The organism is Acidobacteriota bacterium, from assembly GCA_019347945.1.
Classification (GTDB): Bacteria; Acidobacteriota; Thermoanaerobaculia; order Gp7-AA8; family JAHWKK01; genus JAHWKK01.
On sequence record JAHWKK010000007.1, the window covers coordinates 100,505 to 116,864 of the forward strand.

General features: G+C 61.8%; 12 protein-coding genes. 7 read left to right on the forward strand and 5 right to left on the reverse strand.

Annotated features, from left to right (window positions below; translation table 11 throughout):
• Positions 1-34 precede the first annotated feature (34 nt).
• Both KY459_06610 and KY459_06615 read left to right on the forward strand, forming a co-directional pair.
• The gene (locus KY459_06610; protein MBW3564380.1) at positions 35-1,372 is read left to right on the forward strand and encodes a peptidoglycan DD-metalloendopeptidase family protein; all 1,338 of its coding nucleotides are present in this window, start codon (positions 35-37) and stop codon (positions 1,370-1,372) included.
• Complete coding sequence (locus KY459_06615) at positions 1,369-3,207, forward strand: hypothetical protein (GenBank protein ID MBW3564381.1); 1,839 nt, start codon at positions 1,369-1,371, stop codon at positions 3,205-3,207. Before KY459_06610 ends, KY459_06615 begins: the two co-directional genes overlap by 4 nt.
• An 18-nt stretch (positions 3,208-3,225) precedes the next feature.
• Here KY459_06615 and dnaB read toward each other — a convergent pair whose 3' ends face one another.
• Positions 3,226-4,608: a replicative DNA helicase gene (gene dnaB, locus KY459_06620; protein MBW3564382.1), complete on the reverse strand. Its 1,383-nt coding sequence runs from the start codon at positions 4,606-4,608 to the stop codon at positions 3,226-3,228.
• Positions 4,609-4,801: 193 nt separating this feature from the next.
• On the opposite strand from dnaB, the gene KY459_06625 reads away from it, so the two are divergent.
• From KY459_06625 to selB, 3 genes are read left to right on the forward strand one after another with little or no spacing between them, the layout of a single operon-like run.
• Positions 4,802-5,692, forward strand: a complete 891-nt coding sequence (locus KY459_06625) for a DUF72 domain-containing protein (protein ID MBW3564383.1) — start codon at positions 4,802-4,804, stop codon at positions 5,690-5,692.
• Positions 5,693-5,724: 32 nt separating this feature from the next.
• Complete coding sequence (locus tag KY459_06630) at positions 5,725-7,023, forward strand: serine/threonine protein kinase (protein MBW3564384.1); 1,299 nt, start codon at positions 5,725-5,727, stop codon at positions 7,021-7,023.
• 12 nt (positions 7,024-7,035) lie between these two features.
• The gene (gene selB / locus KY459_06635) at positions 7,036-8,907 is read left to right on the forward strand and encodes a selenocysteine-specific translation elongation factor (GenBank protein ID MBW3564385.1); all 1,872 of its coding nucleotides are present in this window, start codon (positions 7,036-7,038) and stop codon (positions 8,905-8,907) included.
• A 292-nt stretch (positions 8,908-9,199) separates the two neighbouring features.
• Here the strand turns inward: selB and KY459_06640 are convergent, their stop codons facing one another.
• From KY459_06640 to KY459_06650, 3 genes are all read right to left on the reverse strand, one after another.
• Positions 9,200-10,339: a S8 family peptidase gene (locus KY459_06640; GenBank protein MBW3564386.1), complete on the reverse strand. Its 1,140-nt coding sequence runs from the start codon at positions 10,337-10,339 to the stop codon at positions 9,200-9,202.
• A 385-nt stretch (positions 10,340-10,724) separates the two neighbouring features.
• A complete protein-coding gene (locus KY459_06645) occupies positions 10,725-11,699 on the reverse strand; it encodes a class I SAM-dependent methyltransferase (GenBank protein ID MBW3564387.1) in 975 nt (324 codons plus the stop codon).
• 514 nt (positions 11,700-12,213) lie between these two features.
• Positions 12,214-13,218, reverse strand: a complete 1,005-nt coding sequence (locus tag KY459_06650; protein MBW3564388.1) for a transposase — start codon at positions 13,216-13,218, stop codon at positions 12,214-12,216.
• Between the two features lie 520 nt (positions 13,219-13,738).
• Here KY459_06650 and KY459_06655 point away from each other — a divergent pair.
• Positions 13,739-13,957 carry a type II toxin-antitoxin system HicB family antitoxin gene (locus tag KY459_06655; protein ID MBW3564389.1) on the forward strand — a complete coding sequence of 73 codons (219 nt, stop codon included), beginning with the start codon at positions 13,739-13,741 and terminating at the stop codon, positions 13,955-13,957.
• Between the two features lie 337 nt (positions 13,958-14,294).
• Here the strand turns inward: KY459_06655 and KY459_06660 are convergent, their stop codons facing one another.
• Entirely contained in the window at positions 14,295-14,729 is a 435-nt protein-coding gene (locus KY459_06660; GenBank protein MBW3564390.1) for a DUF433 domain-containing protein, read from the reverse strand.
• Positions 14,730-14,976: 247 nt separating this feature from the next.
• Here KY459_06660 and nhaA point away from each other — a divergent pair, with 247 nt between their 5' ends.
• Positions 14,977-16,314 carry a Na+/H+ antiporter NhaA gene (gene nhaA, locus KY459_06665; GenBank protein ID MBW3564391.1) on the forward strand — a complete coding sequence of 446 codons (1,338 nt, stop codon included), beginning with the start codon at positions 14,977-14,979 and terminating at the stop codon, positions 16,312-16,314.
• Positions 16,315-16,360: the final 46 nt, after the last annotated feature.

Below are 16,360 nucleotides of genomic sequence, written 5' to 3' on the forward strand. Positions count from 1 at the left end.
CAACAGCCGTCAAACGAACTTCGAAGGGGTGTGGATGAAGCGGATTCGAAGGCGTCCAGCAGCGCCCGGGAGAAGCTCCGGGACCTCACGCAACTATTTTGTCCTCGCGACACTTCTGATCCCGGTCGTGGTCATATTGATCGCGTTCCAGCCGGATGAGCCGCCGGTTGTAAGTTCGACCAACCCCTACGATGGAGCGCCTCCGATCCGGCTGGCGTCACTCGAAGATCTGCCGCCGCCTCCGCCGGCGCTGGAGCGAGTCATCGAGGTCGGAGAGGGCGACACGCTCGACGGCATCCTCCGCGACGGGGGACTCGAGCCGGCGGAGATTGTTCAGATCGCGGACGGACTCACGGATATCTTCGATCCGCGCAGGCTTCGCATCGGCGAGCAGCTCCGTTTCGCTTACGATGCAGACGACCGCGTCGACGCGGTGACACTCCGGGTTCGTGGCTGGGGTGAGATCGTCGGATCGCGGGAGGGAACCAATTTCCGGGTCGAGGCAAAGGAGGCGGTCAAGTGGAGCCGGGACGTTCTCGTCGAAGCGACGATCGACACCACGCTCTATGACGCCTTGATCGCGGCGGAGGCCTCTCCGGCGCTGATCGACTCGTTGTACGAAGTTTTTCAGTGGGACATCGATTTCTTTCGACTCCAGAGAGGGGACTGGTTCCGGTTCGTCGTCGAGCGACAGTTTGCCGGAGAGGAGCCCTCCGGTTGGGGGCGGATCGACGGAGCTCTCTTTCACCACCAGGGTGTGACCTACGAAGCATTTCGAGGGGAAGGGCCGGGTGAGGTCGAGGGGTGGTACACGCGCACCGGATCCCCGGTTCGGAAGCAGTTTCTGAAAGCGCCGCTGAAAGCGCCCCGGATCACCTCGGGATATACGAAGCGGCGTTTTCATCCCGTGCTGAAGACCTGGCGGCCTCACCTTGCGATCGACTACGGGGCACCGACGGGAACCCCGGTGATGACGACGGCTTCGGGCGTCGTCACATTCGTCGGAAGGGGTCGCGGCGAAGGCAACTATGTGCGGGTCCGTCACAATCTGAAGACCGAGACCTACTATCTTCACCTTTCGAGATTTGCCGATGGGATACGGAAGGGGACGAAGGTCGAGCAGGGGGACGTCATCGGTTACGTGGGCGCGACGGGGCTGGCCACGGCGCCGCATCTCGACTACCGGGTTCGTCAGGACGGCCGCTTCATCAATCCGCTGGAGCTTCGCTCGGTGACGCCGGATCCGCTGAGTGGCAGGCAGCTCGCGACATTTCTGGCTTCAGTCGAGAAACTGCTTCCGGTACTCGACCGACCGGTCGAGCCGGGCGACGAGCTCGAAGGCACCCATCTCGCTTCCATAGCGACTCGATGACTAAGTTACTGGTGCGGGCGCCGATTCGCGCCGATCTCGCCGGGGGTACGCTCGACCTGTGGCCGCTCAGCGTTTTTCATCCGGGTGCCCGGACGATCAACGTGGCCATCTCCCGGCACGTCGAATGTGAGGTCACGACCCTCAGCGATTCCGCGATCGAGATCGCGCTTCTGGATACCGATTACCGCCAGAAGTACGAATCGCTGACCGACGTCTCGAAGGATCCGGCGGTCCGGCTGATTTACACGGTGCTCGAGCATTTCCGGATGACGGGGGTGAGAATCGCCACGCGGTCGGAAGCGCCGCGCGGTTCGGGTCTCGGTGCCTCGTCGGCTCTTGCGATCACGATCGCCCGGGCGCTCTCGGAAATTGCGGGAGACCCGCTCGAGGGGGAGCAGCTCATTCACACTGTGCGGGATCTCGAGACGCGCATGCTCGGAATCCCCGCAGGGATTCAGGATTACTACCCTCCGGTTTACGGCGGACTGTCCACTCTGAGGCTCGAAGCGGGCGGCGTCTCGCGCACGGCGCTCGATTTCCCGCTCGGGGATCTCGGCCGCTCGCTCATCGTTCACTACAGCGGTGTCTCGCATTTCTCGGGAACCAACAACTGGGAGATTTACAAGCGACACATCGACGGGGATCGGGCGGTGTGGGAGGGGATGGCGCGGATCGCAGCGACGGCGCATGCAATGGATCGGGCATTCGAGAGCCACGATCTGGAGGGAGCGGGCCGGCTTCTGACCGAGGAGTGGGAGAACCGGCGGACGCTCTTCAAGGGGGTGAGCACCCCCGAGGTCGATCGGATCATCGAGACCGGCCTGAAAGCGGGCGCTTTTGGTGCGAAAGTCTGCGGAGCAGGCGGCGGCGGGTGCGTCGTGATGATCGTCGACCCCGAAAAGCGAAAGAAGGTCGTTCGGGCGCTCGGGCGCGCGCCGGGAGAGACGCTCGATTTGGTTCCGGTTCCGTATGGTGTCGAGCTGATCTCGCCCGACGATTCGCTTGCATCGCGTCCGCGGAAATCGTGGAGCATCCGGCCCGGTGGCGACCTCGTCGACGAGCTCTGGTACGCCGAGGCGGGCGAGCAGGCTGTCCGGCCATTTGCGCTGGTCGATGCCCGGGTGGTCTTCGACGAGAGCCGGAAGGGGCTGGTTCACTCGATCCTTCGCACGTGGCTCGTTCCGATCGATGAAGCGAGGGAATCGCTCGTCTGGCAGGATGCCTCAACTCTGAAGAACCGGGCGGAACTGACGTCTTCGCGAGGATCTTCGCCGGACGCGCGGACGGTCCGGGCCGCGCATCATGCGGTCGAGGAGATCGGTCCCAATGCGCACGAGATGGTCCTCGAGAGGTCCCGCCTTCCCCTTTTCTACAACCCGGAGCTCGACATATTTTCCGAGCCCGACGAGTCTCGTGACGCATTCGAAGCACGATGCCGGGAGATTGCGACCGCGGCCGCGGAGGATGAGCTGTCGCGACTCGAGGCGACCCTTCGCCTGCGGATCGATCAGGTCCGCGAGCGCTACGACCGGGAGCGCGCCGAGGCTGAAAGTGACGGCGAAGAATCCGAGAGCCAGAAGCGGCAGGAGCCGATCCCATGGGGCCAGATCATCGTCGACATTCTCAAGGGGCGGCCAGCGACCCGTGTGAAAGGCGATCACACCGAGTCGGACGCCTGGGACAAGCTGCTCCAGCACGAACGAACATGGCGACGGGAACGCGAGCAGCTGCTCGAGGAGATCAGCAGGAAATCGAGCTCGATCGAAGAAGTCTCGCTTCAGGCGGACCCGAGTGCCACCAGAATCGAACGCGTTGCGATCGTCTGGGTCGAGTGACTCCGCTCCGATTCCGGGCTACGCCGGAAGAGCGTGGGTGTCCGGCTCGTAGTTGAGGAACCGGGTCACGTCGTTCCGGAAGACGAGCCGGAAGTCACCGATCGGACCGTTTCGCTGCTTGCCGATGATGATCTCGGCGATCCCCTTGTCCTCGGTGTCCTTGTGGTAGACCTCGTCGCGATAGATGAAGCAGACGAGGTCGGCGTCCTGCTCGATCGATCCCGACTCGCGAAGATCCGAAAGCTGCGGCCGGTGATCGCCGGTTCGCTGCTCCGGCCGGCGGGAAAGCTGAGACAGCGAGAGGAGCGGAACGTCGAGCTCCTTGGCGATCGCCTTGAGCCCGCGCGAGATCTGCGAGATCTCCTGGGTTCTCGATTCGATCTTCCCTCGTCCCGACATCAGCTGAAGGTAATCGACCATCACGATGTCGAGTCCAACCTCCATCTTCAGCCGCCGCGCTTTCGCCCGCATCTCGAGCGTGTCGATGATCGCCGTATCGTCGACGTAGATCGGCGAGCGTGCCAGTCGTGCCGATGCCTCGGCGAGCGACTGCCAGTTCTTCTCCGAGAGGATCCCGGCGCGGATCAGCTGGGACGAGACGCCTGCGACGGACGAAAGGAGGCGAAGTCCGATCTGCTCCTTCGACATCTCCAGCGAAAAGATTCCGACCGAATGCGTTTCGCGCGAACCGGTTTTCGGAGGAACCGCCATCGCCTCCGCCATGTTGAGCATGAACGAGGTCTTTCCCATCGAAGGCCGAGCCGCAAGGATGATCAGATCCTGCTTCTGGAACCCGGAGGTGAACTCGTCGAAGCGGGCGTAGCCGGTCGAGATACCGGTGACGAGCCGCGTGTTCTTCGAGAGCTGCTCGATCGCCTCCATGTTGAACCGGGTGATCTGATCGAGCCGCGCAAAGCCGCGCTCGGCACCCTCCTGCGCAATTTCGTAGAGGTCTTTCTCCGCGATGCTGAGGACGTCATTCGACTCGCCAGGTGCATCGAGGGCGGCCTTCATCACCTTGTTGCCCATCAGGATGAGCCGCCGCAGAGTCGACTTCTCCTTGACGATCCGGGCGTAACGCTCGGCGTTGGCCACGTCCGGGATTCCGTCGACGAGCGACGAGACGTACGCCGGGCCGCCAGCCTGATCGAGCTTGCCCCGGCGGAGAAGCTCCTCCTTGAGCGTGATGATGTCGATCTCACGACTCCCGGTTGCGAGAATCGTCATCGCGCTGAAGATCACGCGATGCGCATCGCGATAAAAGTCGTTCTCGTCGATGGTTCCGATCACTCGGTAATAGGCGTGGTTGTCGATCAGAATCGACCCGAGGACACTCCGCTCCGCCTCGGGATTCTGCGGCAGAGGTTTGTCCAGAGCTACATCGATTTGGGCAACGGACATCAGTGATGATCTCGAACGGGTTCGTATTCTCTTCGCACTTCGGTAGATGATCTCATTTTCCACAGGTTTTCAACAGAGTTTCCGCAGTTCGTGATTTCATCCTGTGGCGAGGATTTTGGGGCCCGGCCCTCGCTTTCCGCAGATGTCGGGAAACCGTACGAAGACCCCTTGACGTGGAAATCTGGCTCGACCGATGCTTCGACCGAGCACGGTGATTCGAGTCGGACCAGCGGGTTGGAGCTACAAGGACTGGGAGGGTCCCGTCTATCCTTCGCCCGTTCCGCGAGGGTTCGACCGGCTCGGCTGGATCGTTGACCACTTCGACACGGTCGAGGTGAATTCGACGTTCTATCGCACCCCGGCGGTGAGCGCTGCAGGGTCATGGGCCGAGCGCATCGAACCGAATCCGCGGTTCGAGATGACATTGAAGCTGCAGAGGGAGCTCACCCACGAGAAGAGCTGGAATGCCGGCGAAGCGAAGCGGTTCCGGGCGTTTCTCGGTCCCCTGGAGGAGAGTGGCCGGCTCGGAGCGGTCCTGGCCCAGTTTCCCTGGAGCTTCCGATACGGGGCCGGCGCCTGTGAGCGGTTCGAGCGGATTCGCGAGGTGCTCGACGGGCTTCCTCTGGTGGTCGAGGTCCGGCACGACAGCTTCGATACCGAAGAGTTCCGGGAGCTGCTCCGCGAGAGGTCGATCGGACTCGCCAACATCGATCAGCCTCCCCACGATCACGCGCTCGAGCCGGCGGCTCACGTGACTTCGGGGGTCGCCTACATCAGGCTCCATGGGCGAAACCGGGAGAAGTGGTTCGACCACGAGGAAGCCTGGGAGCGATACGACTATCTCTATTCCCGCAACGAACTCGACGACTGGGTCGGGAAAGCGCGATCGCTCGAGGCCGAAAAGGTTTTCGTCATCACGAACAACCATTTTCGAGGGCAGAGCGTGGCGAATGCTCTGGAGATCAGGAAATCCCTCGGCGAGGAGATCGTGATCCCTCAAACCGTGGCAGAATACTATCCGGGGCGTTTCGAGGCGCGGCCGCGCGCTGAAGATGAGCGCGGCCAGATGCTTTTCAGGTTTTGATGACGACAGGCGTGGGACAATCACCCGGAAAGATGGCTGGGGAAGCGAAAGGGCCGGACAGCAGCCATCCGCTGCTCTTCGACCACTACGAGATCGTCGAGGTTCTCGGTGAGGGAGCCATGGGAACGGTGTATCTCGCCAGGGACATCAGACTCGGACGGAGAGCCGCCCTCAAGACCCTGAAGAAGGTGGCCGAGGCTCTTGGGCCCGACGACAGCCTCTCCGAAGAGTTCATGGCCCGGTTTCGGAGGGAGGCGGAGGTCTGTGGATCGCTGATCCACCCCAACATCGTCACGCTCTATGAAGTCGGCTACTCCCACCGCGAGATTCGCTACATGGCGATGGAGTTCGTGGAGGGGGAGTCGCTGCTCACGATCCTGAAGCGCCGGTCGAAGCTCGGTGTGCTGCAGGCCGCCGGAATCGGCCTCGACATACTCCGCGGCCTTGCCTATGCGCATCAGCGCGGCATCATTCATCGCGACATCAAGCCGGCCAACATTCTGGTCACCGACGATGGAAGGGCCAAAATCGCGGATTTCGGCGTCGCCCGTACTGTGCGCGAGGGCGCCACCTATGCAACCAAGGCGGGACAGCTCCTCGGAACGCCGTACTACATGTCACCCGAAGTCGTGGCGGGAAAGTCGGCAGACGAGCGATCGGACCTCTTCTCGGTGGGCGTGCTGCTCTACGAGATGTGGAGCGGAAAGCGGCCTTTCGAAGGCGAGTCGGTCATGGACGTTCTCTATGACGTGGTGAATCGAGAGCCTTCACCGATTACGGTCGTGGCTCCCGATATCCCGAAGTGGTGCGAGCACTTTCTCAGTCGAATGATCTCGAAATCGCCAGCGACACGATTCATTTCCGCCGCGAGCGCCGCACAGGAGCTCGAGCGTCTGATCAATCTCCATCGGGCGAACGAGGGGGAGTCGGAGCCAGTGGAGAGCTTCACCACGCCGGCGAGTCCCGAAGACACCCCGACGACGCGGCTGGGCGGACCGAAGTTCAGCTGGACCCGCCTGAGGATTCTCCACGTGCCACGCGGTCTGGCGATCGGCCTGATCGCGGTTCTGCTGTGTGCCCTCTTCCTCCTTCCCGTCGTCCTTCGAGAGGAGGACCCCGCGGGATTCCCGCTGGTGCCGGATGCCCGGAGAGAATTCGCTGAGAAGGAAGAGCTTCTGAGGAAAGCCCAGATCCTGCACGACGCCGGCGCCTACGCGCAGAGTCTCGAGGTGTACGACGAGATCCTCGACAAATATCCGAACACGCCGTCAGCGATCGAGGGGAGAAAGCAGGTTCTCGACCGCCTGTTTCCCCTCGACGACAACCGGTAGGGACGCGGGCGTTTGAGACGAGTCGTCGTCGGAACGGCCGGCCATATCGATCACGGGAAGACGGCGCTGGTCGGGGCGCTGACCGGGATCGATACCGACAGGCTCCCCGAGGAAAAACGGCGCGGGATCACGATCGACCTCGGGTTTGCGCGTTTGCTCGCCGATGACGTGCAGTTGAGCCTGATCGACGTCCCCGGCCACGAGCGGTTCGTCCGAAACATGCTCGCCGGCGCCTCGGGGATCGATGCGGTGCTGCTCGTCGTCGCAGCGGACGAGTCGGTGGCACCGCAGACCGTGGAGCATTTCGAGATCTGCCGGCTGCTCGGGGTGGAGCGAGGGGTCATCGCAATCACCAAGGCGGACAGGGCGACCGCGGACATGATCGAGCTCGTACAGCTCGAGCTCGCTGAGCTCGTCGCCGGCACTCCGCTCGAAAGCGCGCCGGTGATCGTGACGAGCTCGAAGGAAGGGCGCGGCATCGAACAATTGAGGGAGGAGCTCATTCGTCTGGTTCCCCCGGAGGAGGCGGAGACGGATGATCGCGTCTTCCGGCTCCCTGTGGATCGAGCCTTCACGATCCGTGGATTCGGAACCGTCGTGACCGGTACGGTCGCGTCGGGCTCGTTTGCCGCGGGATCGAACCTCGTCGTCATGCCGGAGGCGCTTCAGTCGAGGGTCCGCCGGATCGAGATTCACGGCTCCGAGCGCGACCGCGCGGTTGCGGGGGACCGGGCCTCGCTGAATCTTCCCGACCTGGAGGTTCGCGATGTTCAACGGGGAGTACAGCTCGTCGAGCCGGGAACGCTGCGGCCATCGCGTCTTCTGACCGTCGAGCTCGACCTCCTCCCGGCTGCGGCAGCTCTCAAAGACGGCGTCCGGGTCCGCGTTCATCATTTGACGATCGAGGCGATCGGGCGCGTGCGGTTGCGCGCGAAGAAGCGGCTCGAGCCCGGGGAGAGAGAGATCGCCCGGATCCATCTCGACCGGCCGGTGACCGCGGTCGCAGGCGACCGGTTCGTGATCCGGACGTACTCTCCCGCACGGACCATTGGTGGGGGAGTGATCCTCGATCCGCATTTGCCGCGGGGAGGGCGGAAGTTCTCGGTCGCGGACGTTCGTCAGCTCGCGGGCGCATCGGTCGTGGAGAGAGCCGGATGGATGGCGCGAAGAATGGGAGCGCGCGGAATCACGCTCGAGGATCTCGTTGCGGTGACCGGCCTCAAGCGCGATCGCATCGGGCGGGAGCTCGCTCCGGGCGGAATGCTGATCCCGATCGGCGACCGGTGGCTCGATCCGGGCGCCATCGACGATCTCGACGCGCGTGTCGTGAAAAGCCTCGAGGAGTTCTTCGCGTCGACTCCGCTCTCGACCGGAATGCCGCGCCGCGAGCTCGTTCAGAAGACCTTTCCCGCGGGTCTCGCCGTGGACGCCGGGGCCGCGCTTCTCGAGCGGCTCCGTCAGCGAGGACGCATCACGATCGAGGGGGATGTCGTCGATCTGCCGGGTCGCGAGAAGCGTCCGGAGGGCGTGGAGGGATCGATCGCGGACCGGGTGGAGGCGTGCTTTTCGGATGCCGGGCTGGCCCCTCCGGGTCTGCGCGAGGTCCAGGACGAGGTGGGCCACAAGCCGAAAGTCGTTGAAGGCGTTCTCGGGTTTCTTCTGAAGGAAGGGACGCTCGTCCGGCTCGCCGACGGTCTCTGGGTACACCGCGACGCTCTCGATTCGGCCGCCGCCAGGGTCCGGGAGCACCGGGGAGAAACGCACGACGTCGCCTGGTTCAAGGACCTGTTCGGTCTGACGCGCAAGGTCGGCATCCCGTTGCTCGAATGGTTCGACGCGAACGGGGTGACGAAGCGCGTCGGGGATCAGCGCACGATCCTGTAGAGGGCATCCGGGCAGATGACCCCAGCGGTGAGGGTTGGGACGTGGAAATCGAAAAAACGAAGGCGCGACCCTTCCTTCCCCGCTTCACAGCATCCGAATCGAATGCTTCGTTCCACTTTAACTCGCGCCGCCCTCCCGGCCGGAGCCCGGCCTATGATTTAGGCGATAACCCCGTAACGCTCACGGAAACGCGACAAGATGAGTATCAGGCTCCGCGACTGGAGGGATATCCCCGAGCCGCAGAGTGAACGCGTGCGGTGCGCAGGGAGGCGTCCCTGCGCACCGGGGGGTCTCAATTGAAGAGCGAATAGAGCAGCAGATTGGGAGAGCCACTCCCTGCATCAATCACCGCACCGGCCGTGGCGGCGTTCGTGATTGCCTCCGAAACGGTGGCTGGGGAGGCAGTCGGGTTGTTCTGCAGGTAGAGCGCCGCGGCGCCCACAACGTGCGGTGTCGCCATGGACGTGCCGCTGATCGTGTTGGTCTGGGTATCCGTGAGGAACCAGGCGGAAGTGATTCCGGAGCCGGGCGCGAAGATGTCCAGGCAACTTCCGGTGTTCGAGTACGAGGCACGGAAGTCTGTCTTCTCCGTGGCCCCGACGGTCATGGCGGCGGGCGTACGCGCGGGAGAGTAATTACAGGCGTCCTCGTCATCGTTGCCCGCAGCGACTCCGTAGAAGACGCCATCATTGATCGAGTTCGTGACGGCGGAGTCGAGTGCGGAAGAGATACCGCCGCCCAGACTCATGTTCGCAACCGCGGGGGCACCTGCAGGATGATCTCCGGTCACCCAATCGACACCGGCGATCACGTCGGAATTGAGGCCGATACCTGTACAACCGAGGACCCGGACCGGTACGATCGTGACCGATTTGGCGACTCCGTACGTCGCACCCCCCACGGTTCCGGCCACATGAGTGCCATGGCCGTTGCAGTCGTCGGTGACGAGATTCAGGCCGGCGGCATATCCGCGGATGACGCGGCCGCCGAACTCTGTGTGCGTGCTCCTCACTCCGGTGTCAATGATGTACGCCTTCACGCCAAGACCGGTGGAGTTGTAGGTGTAGGAACCGTTGAGCGGGAGGCTACGCTGATCGATCCGGTCGAGCCCCCATGTGGCATTTGTCTGGGTTGCGACGAGCGACACTTCCATGTCATTTTCGATCCAGGCAACGTTCGGATTCTGACTCAGGGCCGTGACGGCGGCAGGTGCGAGTGTTGCGGAAAAACCCTTGATTGCGTGCTCGTAAACGTGGGAAATACGGGCCCCATGAGTTGAGGCGAGACTCTGTGCTGTGGCCCGGGTATCGACCACGTCGTCCTTCAGGACGACGATATAGCGGTCGGGAATGATCTTCCCGGCGGCCACCGGTGCGGCAACGACAGCCGTTGCCGTCAAAAGGGTCAGAATTCCGATGACGAGAGCCTTCATGAAGTCCTCCTTCAGAGATCGAAAATAAAATTTGAAAGTTTGAAAGTTAGGAAAGTGTAAAAAGTGTCGAAAGTGTAACAGGAGAGCAGATGTGCCAGCAAGAGCGCCTTCAGTTCTCAATCCCGGACGGGAACCGAGGGCATTTGCCGGCCCTTGCCGAAACCCCATTGAGCAAACGCGCCCAGTCGTCATCCCGACCGAGGGATCGCAGCGAGCTCATGAGGCCCGGCGCTTTTCGCCTTCGGAATGGAAACTTTCGTAACATCTCTCCACCAGGAGCAGAATGCGTTTGAGCCCGGAAATACGCGAGGAACCGAAAAACGAAGGTGTGGCCCTCACTTCCGAGGGTATGACCGTCAATTTCCCCCAATTTCCCAATTTCCGGTCAAGCAGAGCCGCGCTTCCGGCAAAGAAGCACGGCGTAAAGTGGTTTCGTGATTTCTCCCGACGCGACCAGCGCCTTTTCTTTTTCGATCAGGCGGCGTATCAAAGGTTCACTTTCCGGCTTCAGCAGCTCAGCGCCGTTGAGACAGCAGAAGAGCGGGTGCAGGAGATTTCCCCAGTAGGGCTTGTAGTGAACGATTTCGAAGCGTTCGCGCAAAGCGGGAATGATCCGTGACGATCGAATCATTTCCGACGGATCCTCGAAGACCACGGGCGGTTTCGCCGGACGCAGCTTGAGTCGGTCATCCAACCTGTCGAATTCTTCGCGAACGGGTTTCATGTCCTCGTCCGTCCATTCGTCGCGCGAGGGCCCCACGAACTCATCGACATAGACGAGGCCGTGAGGTTTCAGCGACTTCTCGACCTCGGCGAGCAGCCGGTCAGGATCAGAAACGTGATGCAGAGATCCGTGGAAAAAGACGATGTCGTATCGATCGGGCGGCAACACGATTGAGTTGAAATCCGCCCGGCGATATCGAATGGCCCGGGCGCCTTCCTTGCGCGCGAGCTTTCTTGCCTTTTTCAGAGAAGCAGGCGAAATGTCGAAGGCCTCCATGCGCTCACAGATCCGTTGCTTGTAAACCACGTCCCGCTCGAGCTCACCCGTGCCGCAACCCACCGACAGCCCCAGCTTCAGAGGATGGTAAGCCCAACCGGCTTTCAATCCCTGAGTCGGATGAAGCCACGAAACGCCCGTAACCAGGCAGTTCACGTACTGGGAGATCAGCGGGTGCTGGGTCCAGTAAACAGATTCGGTCTGTTGCTGCTCATTCCAATGACGAGCCGCAATGGATTCCACGTTGTCCGCAGGCCCGAGGACTTCGCGCTTCCAGCGGCGGATGATCTCCGGGACGTACTTGCCGACCCCGCTGGCGCGTATCGCAGAGTTCAGGCCGCTGACAATCTGCTCACGCATTCCGAGTTGGCCTCACAGCCCCGCATTTTACCCTCGCGCGGTCGATCGAGTCGGGATCGACCGGGTCGCACCTTCGTTATTCGGTTCAGTCGCGCGAATGTAACCCTCGAAGTGCTTCACGGGGAACCGAGCCGTGGCGCGGGGAGAGAGGGCCAGACCTTCGGGAGAGAGGGCCAGACCTTCGTTATTCGGTTCAGTCACGCGAATGTGACCGTCGAAGTGCTTCACAGAAACCGATCCGGTCCTAGAATCGTCGCTTGTTGCTCCTGAGAGCCCCGAGAAGGGCGTGGAGAGAGGGCCAGACCTTCGTTATTCGGGGAGAGAGGGCCAGACCTTCGTTATTCGGTTCAGTCACGCGAATGTGACCGTCGAAGTGCTTCACAGAAACCGATTCGGTCCAGAATCGTCGCTTGTTGCTCGTGAGAGCCCCCAAAAGTGGTGTACGAGGGCCGGGCGACTCAGTGCAGCGTCGAGGATGCCCAGGTCAGGCACAGCTCGACAGTGGCGAGACGATTCAGAACGGCTGTCGGATGAGAACCTCGGGCGGCGGAAGGGGTGGGGCATGCGCGCGGAGGGTCGTGATGCATGAATCGATCAGATGGGCGAGGCCAGGGATCCGGTTTCTGTCCGTTTCCACCCGGCGGACGAGCGTCGAAACGTGCCCATAGCTCCGCAGCCCGAGAAGCGCCGCGATTTCGCGGAGCCGGCTGAGCGACTCGATCCTGGCCAGATGCGCGATGACCGCCCTTCCGGGATGCCCGCGCGTCGTGCGGATCTCGTCGAGGTCCGCATCCATCATCGCGGCCGCGGTCTCGGCCGTTTCCACGAGCTTGGGCCGGTCGACGTTGCGCTGCGGTGAGGGATGCTCGGTCGAGCGTGGCTCGGCGTCGATGAGCGTCTGCACTTTCGCGATGAACTCGGCTGATCCGAGGTAGATCTGGCCTTTGAGATGACTCCAGATCGATTCGTCGGACCCGACCTTGCGCTGCACGAACTCTCGATACGCATTCCGGGCCTCAGGCAGATCCCGATGGAAGTGGCGAACGATCGAGTCGGAGAGCCACCACGGCGCCCGCTCGAGCCCCGCACTCGCACGGTAACTCGACCACCGGTAGTCCTCGGGGCGCTCGACCATCCCGGCCCGCACGGGATTGAGAACGACGTAGCGCGCCGCCTCGAGCATCCAGGTTGCCTCGTCGACCAGATGCGCCTTGAACCGTCCCTGAAAGAGATGTCCGCATCGGTCGTACTTTCGGTTGGAATCCTGCGCGTAGCGCTGGTTGAGCCGCTGCATTCCGCGTGACAGCGTCGGCTCGGGTGTGGAGAGGAGGATGTGGTAGTGGTTGCCCATCAGGACCCAGGCGTGGATGCGCCAGTTGAAGAGCGCGACGACTCCGGCGAGGATGCCGAGAAACGACTCGCGGTCGTCATCATCGTGGAAGATCATCTCGCGGTTGTTCCCGCGCGATGTGACGTGCCACAGAGCGCCACGATGTTCGAGTCTGAGCGGTCGAGCCATGGAGAAACCATCCCTCGGTGAAAGGAAAAAAGTCCAACCGTTGACGGGAGTGGTTGCTTTTCTCCCTCGGAATGGAAACTTTCGTGACGTCTCTCTACGAGGGTTAGAATGCGTTTGAGCCCGAAATGCATCTCGAACCGACAATCGAAGGTGTGGCCCCCAATTCGCCGCAATTCGCCGAAGGTGTGGCCCCCAATTCGCCCCAATTCTCAATTGAAGGTGTGGCCCCAATTCTGACTCGGCGTGATGAGGTACGCTCGAGACGATGCCCTCAGAGAGAAAACTCGTGCGGAAGATCCTTGCCGGAGCATCTGATTCGAATATCCGGTTTGATGAACTGCGTTCTCTCCTGAAGCGGCTCGGTTTCAGCGAGCGAATTCGAGGCGGCATCACATTTTGCGAGAGATGGCGTTGCGGAGATCCTGAACCTGCAGCCGCGACGCGGAAGAGCGAAGGACTATCAGGTCAAACAGACGCGCGCCGTTCTGCTGAAGTACGGACTCGGTCGGAGAGGAACACGATGAGTGAGACTCCGAAGTACGAGATGATCATCTACTGGAGCGAGACCGACGATGCTTTCATCGTCGAGGTTCCCGAGCTGTCGGGTTGTATGGCGGATGGGGCGACGTACGAGGAGGCCGTCAGCAATGCGCAAATCGTGATCGCAGAGTGGCTCGAGACGGCTCGTGAGCTCGGACGAGACATTCCAGCTCCTCGGGGTCGTCTGATGTATGCCTAGCGAAGCGTTCCGCAGTGAGAGTCATACCCGCCCGCGGTTAAGCGAAAACTCGCATCCGGGCCTCGAAACCGGGTGAATCTGAACAACGTCAGGCGAGCCAGAAAGTTAGGCCGAAATCGCGTCGGACCAACGCGAACAACATCTTCAGGTGGTATCGGGCGTCGGAGGGGCGGTACACGCAAGCGGATCCATTCAGGTTGGAGGTAGGGAAACAGCCACACCGGGTCCGGGCAATCTGGTGGGAAATGGTCTCTGTGACGCTCCACCGCCAGACCCGCTTCCTCCAGGATTCGTGGAAACGCAAGTCCCAGATTGCGGTCGGTGAAGAACGTGAAGTTCACGCAGAGCGCTCGAAGATGATCGCCTCTTCGACGGCTTCGGAGCTGATCTCGTAGTCAGCCGCAACCTCATCAATACTTTCACCCGCATCGATCCGATCGAGCAGTGTGCGGGTGGAAATGAAGGCGCGGCTGATTACCGGCCTACCAAAAGAGATCTCAGGATCGATCAGAATCGGCTTTGCGTCGATCTGCTCCGCAACCATGAATGGATAGAGACGAACGGGGAGACGCAACTCGCCCCACTCGACCCGCTGCAGATGAGTGTCAAACATCCGGCGCATCGCGAGCTGTCCCGACGCGGACAGGTTGATGAGCCCTCCGTATCGATCGAGGAAAATCTCACCCCCAGCGGTGCAGAGCTCCTGGCGAAGCAGGAGATTCTCGATGGAAAGCTCCTTCTCTGCCCACGACAGCGCCTGGCGAACAGCCACTAATGGGACGCCATGTTCCGTGCGGAGCGATCGCAAAACCGGGGCTTCGATCAGATTTGCGAACGAAAGCGTCGGAGGCCGCCGACGGGCCGGTCTGAGAACCGGCTGAAACTCCGCTTTTCCCTGCGTCGTCTCGTACTGCCGACCGATGAACCACGACGAGCCACCAGCCGGCCAGAAAGCTTACATTCCCGGTTCGAGCCGGGGAAAGAGCTGCCGTATCGTCTGATAACGTTAGAGCCAGGCCATGCAACGTCTTCTGAAAAGGTTCCGACGGGAAACGTCTCCGGTTCGCGAGTTTCTGAGAACCGAAGCCGCTTCAGGAGTCCTGCTCGGCGTTGCAACGATACTCGCTCTGGTGATGGCCAACAGTCCGCTCGCCGGAGCATACAGGTCCTTTCTCGACACACCGGTAATCGTGGGAATCGGGGCGATTGTCATCGACAAACCCCTGCTGCTGTGGATCAACGACGGTCTGATGGCGATTTTCTTTCTGATCGTCGGACTCGAGATCAAACGGGAGATAAAGTACGGCGAGCTGTCGAGTGTGAAGTCGGCAACCCTCCCTCTCGCCTGTGCCGCTGGCGGAGCAATGGTTCCCGCTCTGATCTACCTCGCTTTCAATCCCTCATCGCCAGCCGCGCGTGGCTGGGCGATTCCGATGGCAACCGACATCGCCTTCGCGGTCGGTGTTCTCGCGCTGCTCGGGACTCGGGTTCCCTCGTGGGCGAAGCTGCTGCTTCTGGCCACGGCGGTGGTTGACGACCTGATCGCGGTCATCGTCATCGCGCTCTTCTACACCAGCGAGCTGAAAACCGAGGCTCTGCTGCTGGCGACAGGCGCAGTCGGGATCCTGATCATTCTGAATTCACTGAATGTCAGAAACCTCTGGCCATATCTTCTGGTGGGTGGGGGGCTCTGGGTTGCCGTTCTCAAATCGGGTATCCATGCGACTCTGGCGGGCGTCGTCCTCGGGTTTTTGATCCCGGCAATGGCGAAAAAACAGCGCGCGCTCACCGACAACGAAGCTGCGCTACTCCAACAGATCGGATCGCGAACGGACGAAGAAACCAATCTCCAGAAGGAGCACCGCCAGCAGAGACTCGAGCGTCTCGAAGATCTCGTCGTCGAGTCCGGCTCTCCGCTTCACCGTCTCGAGCACAAACTTCATCCTGTCGTCGCATTCTTGGTGATTCCGATTTTCGCTTTCGCGAACGCCGGCCTCACACTGGACGTGCAGACACTGACCTCCGCTCTGGCGGCTCCGATCTCACTCGGCATCATCGTCGGGCTCTTCCTCGGCAAACAGCTCGGCGTATTCACCGTGGCGTACCTCGCGATCAGGCTCGGTCTGACTCCCCTTCGCCCGGACCGTGACACGCTGATCTGGATTTACGGCCTCTCACTCCTCGCGGGGATAGGATTCACCATGTCTCTGTTCATCGGGGGTCTCGCCTTTGACGATCCGGGACGTTTCGAGCAGGCCAAAATCGGTATCCTGGCCGGCTCGCTTCTCAGCGGTGTTTCCGGTTTTCTCCTGCTGAGAACCCGCTCGCCGCGAGCTCCGGAGACCAGCGCCGACTGAACCGCGTTGAGGCCGCCGGCGGGAAGCTGGGGTCAGAGCCAGACGG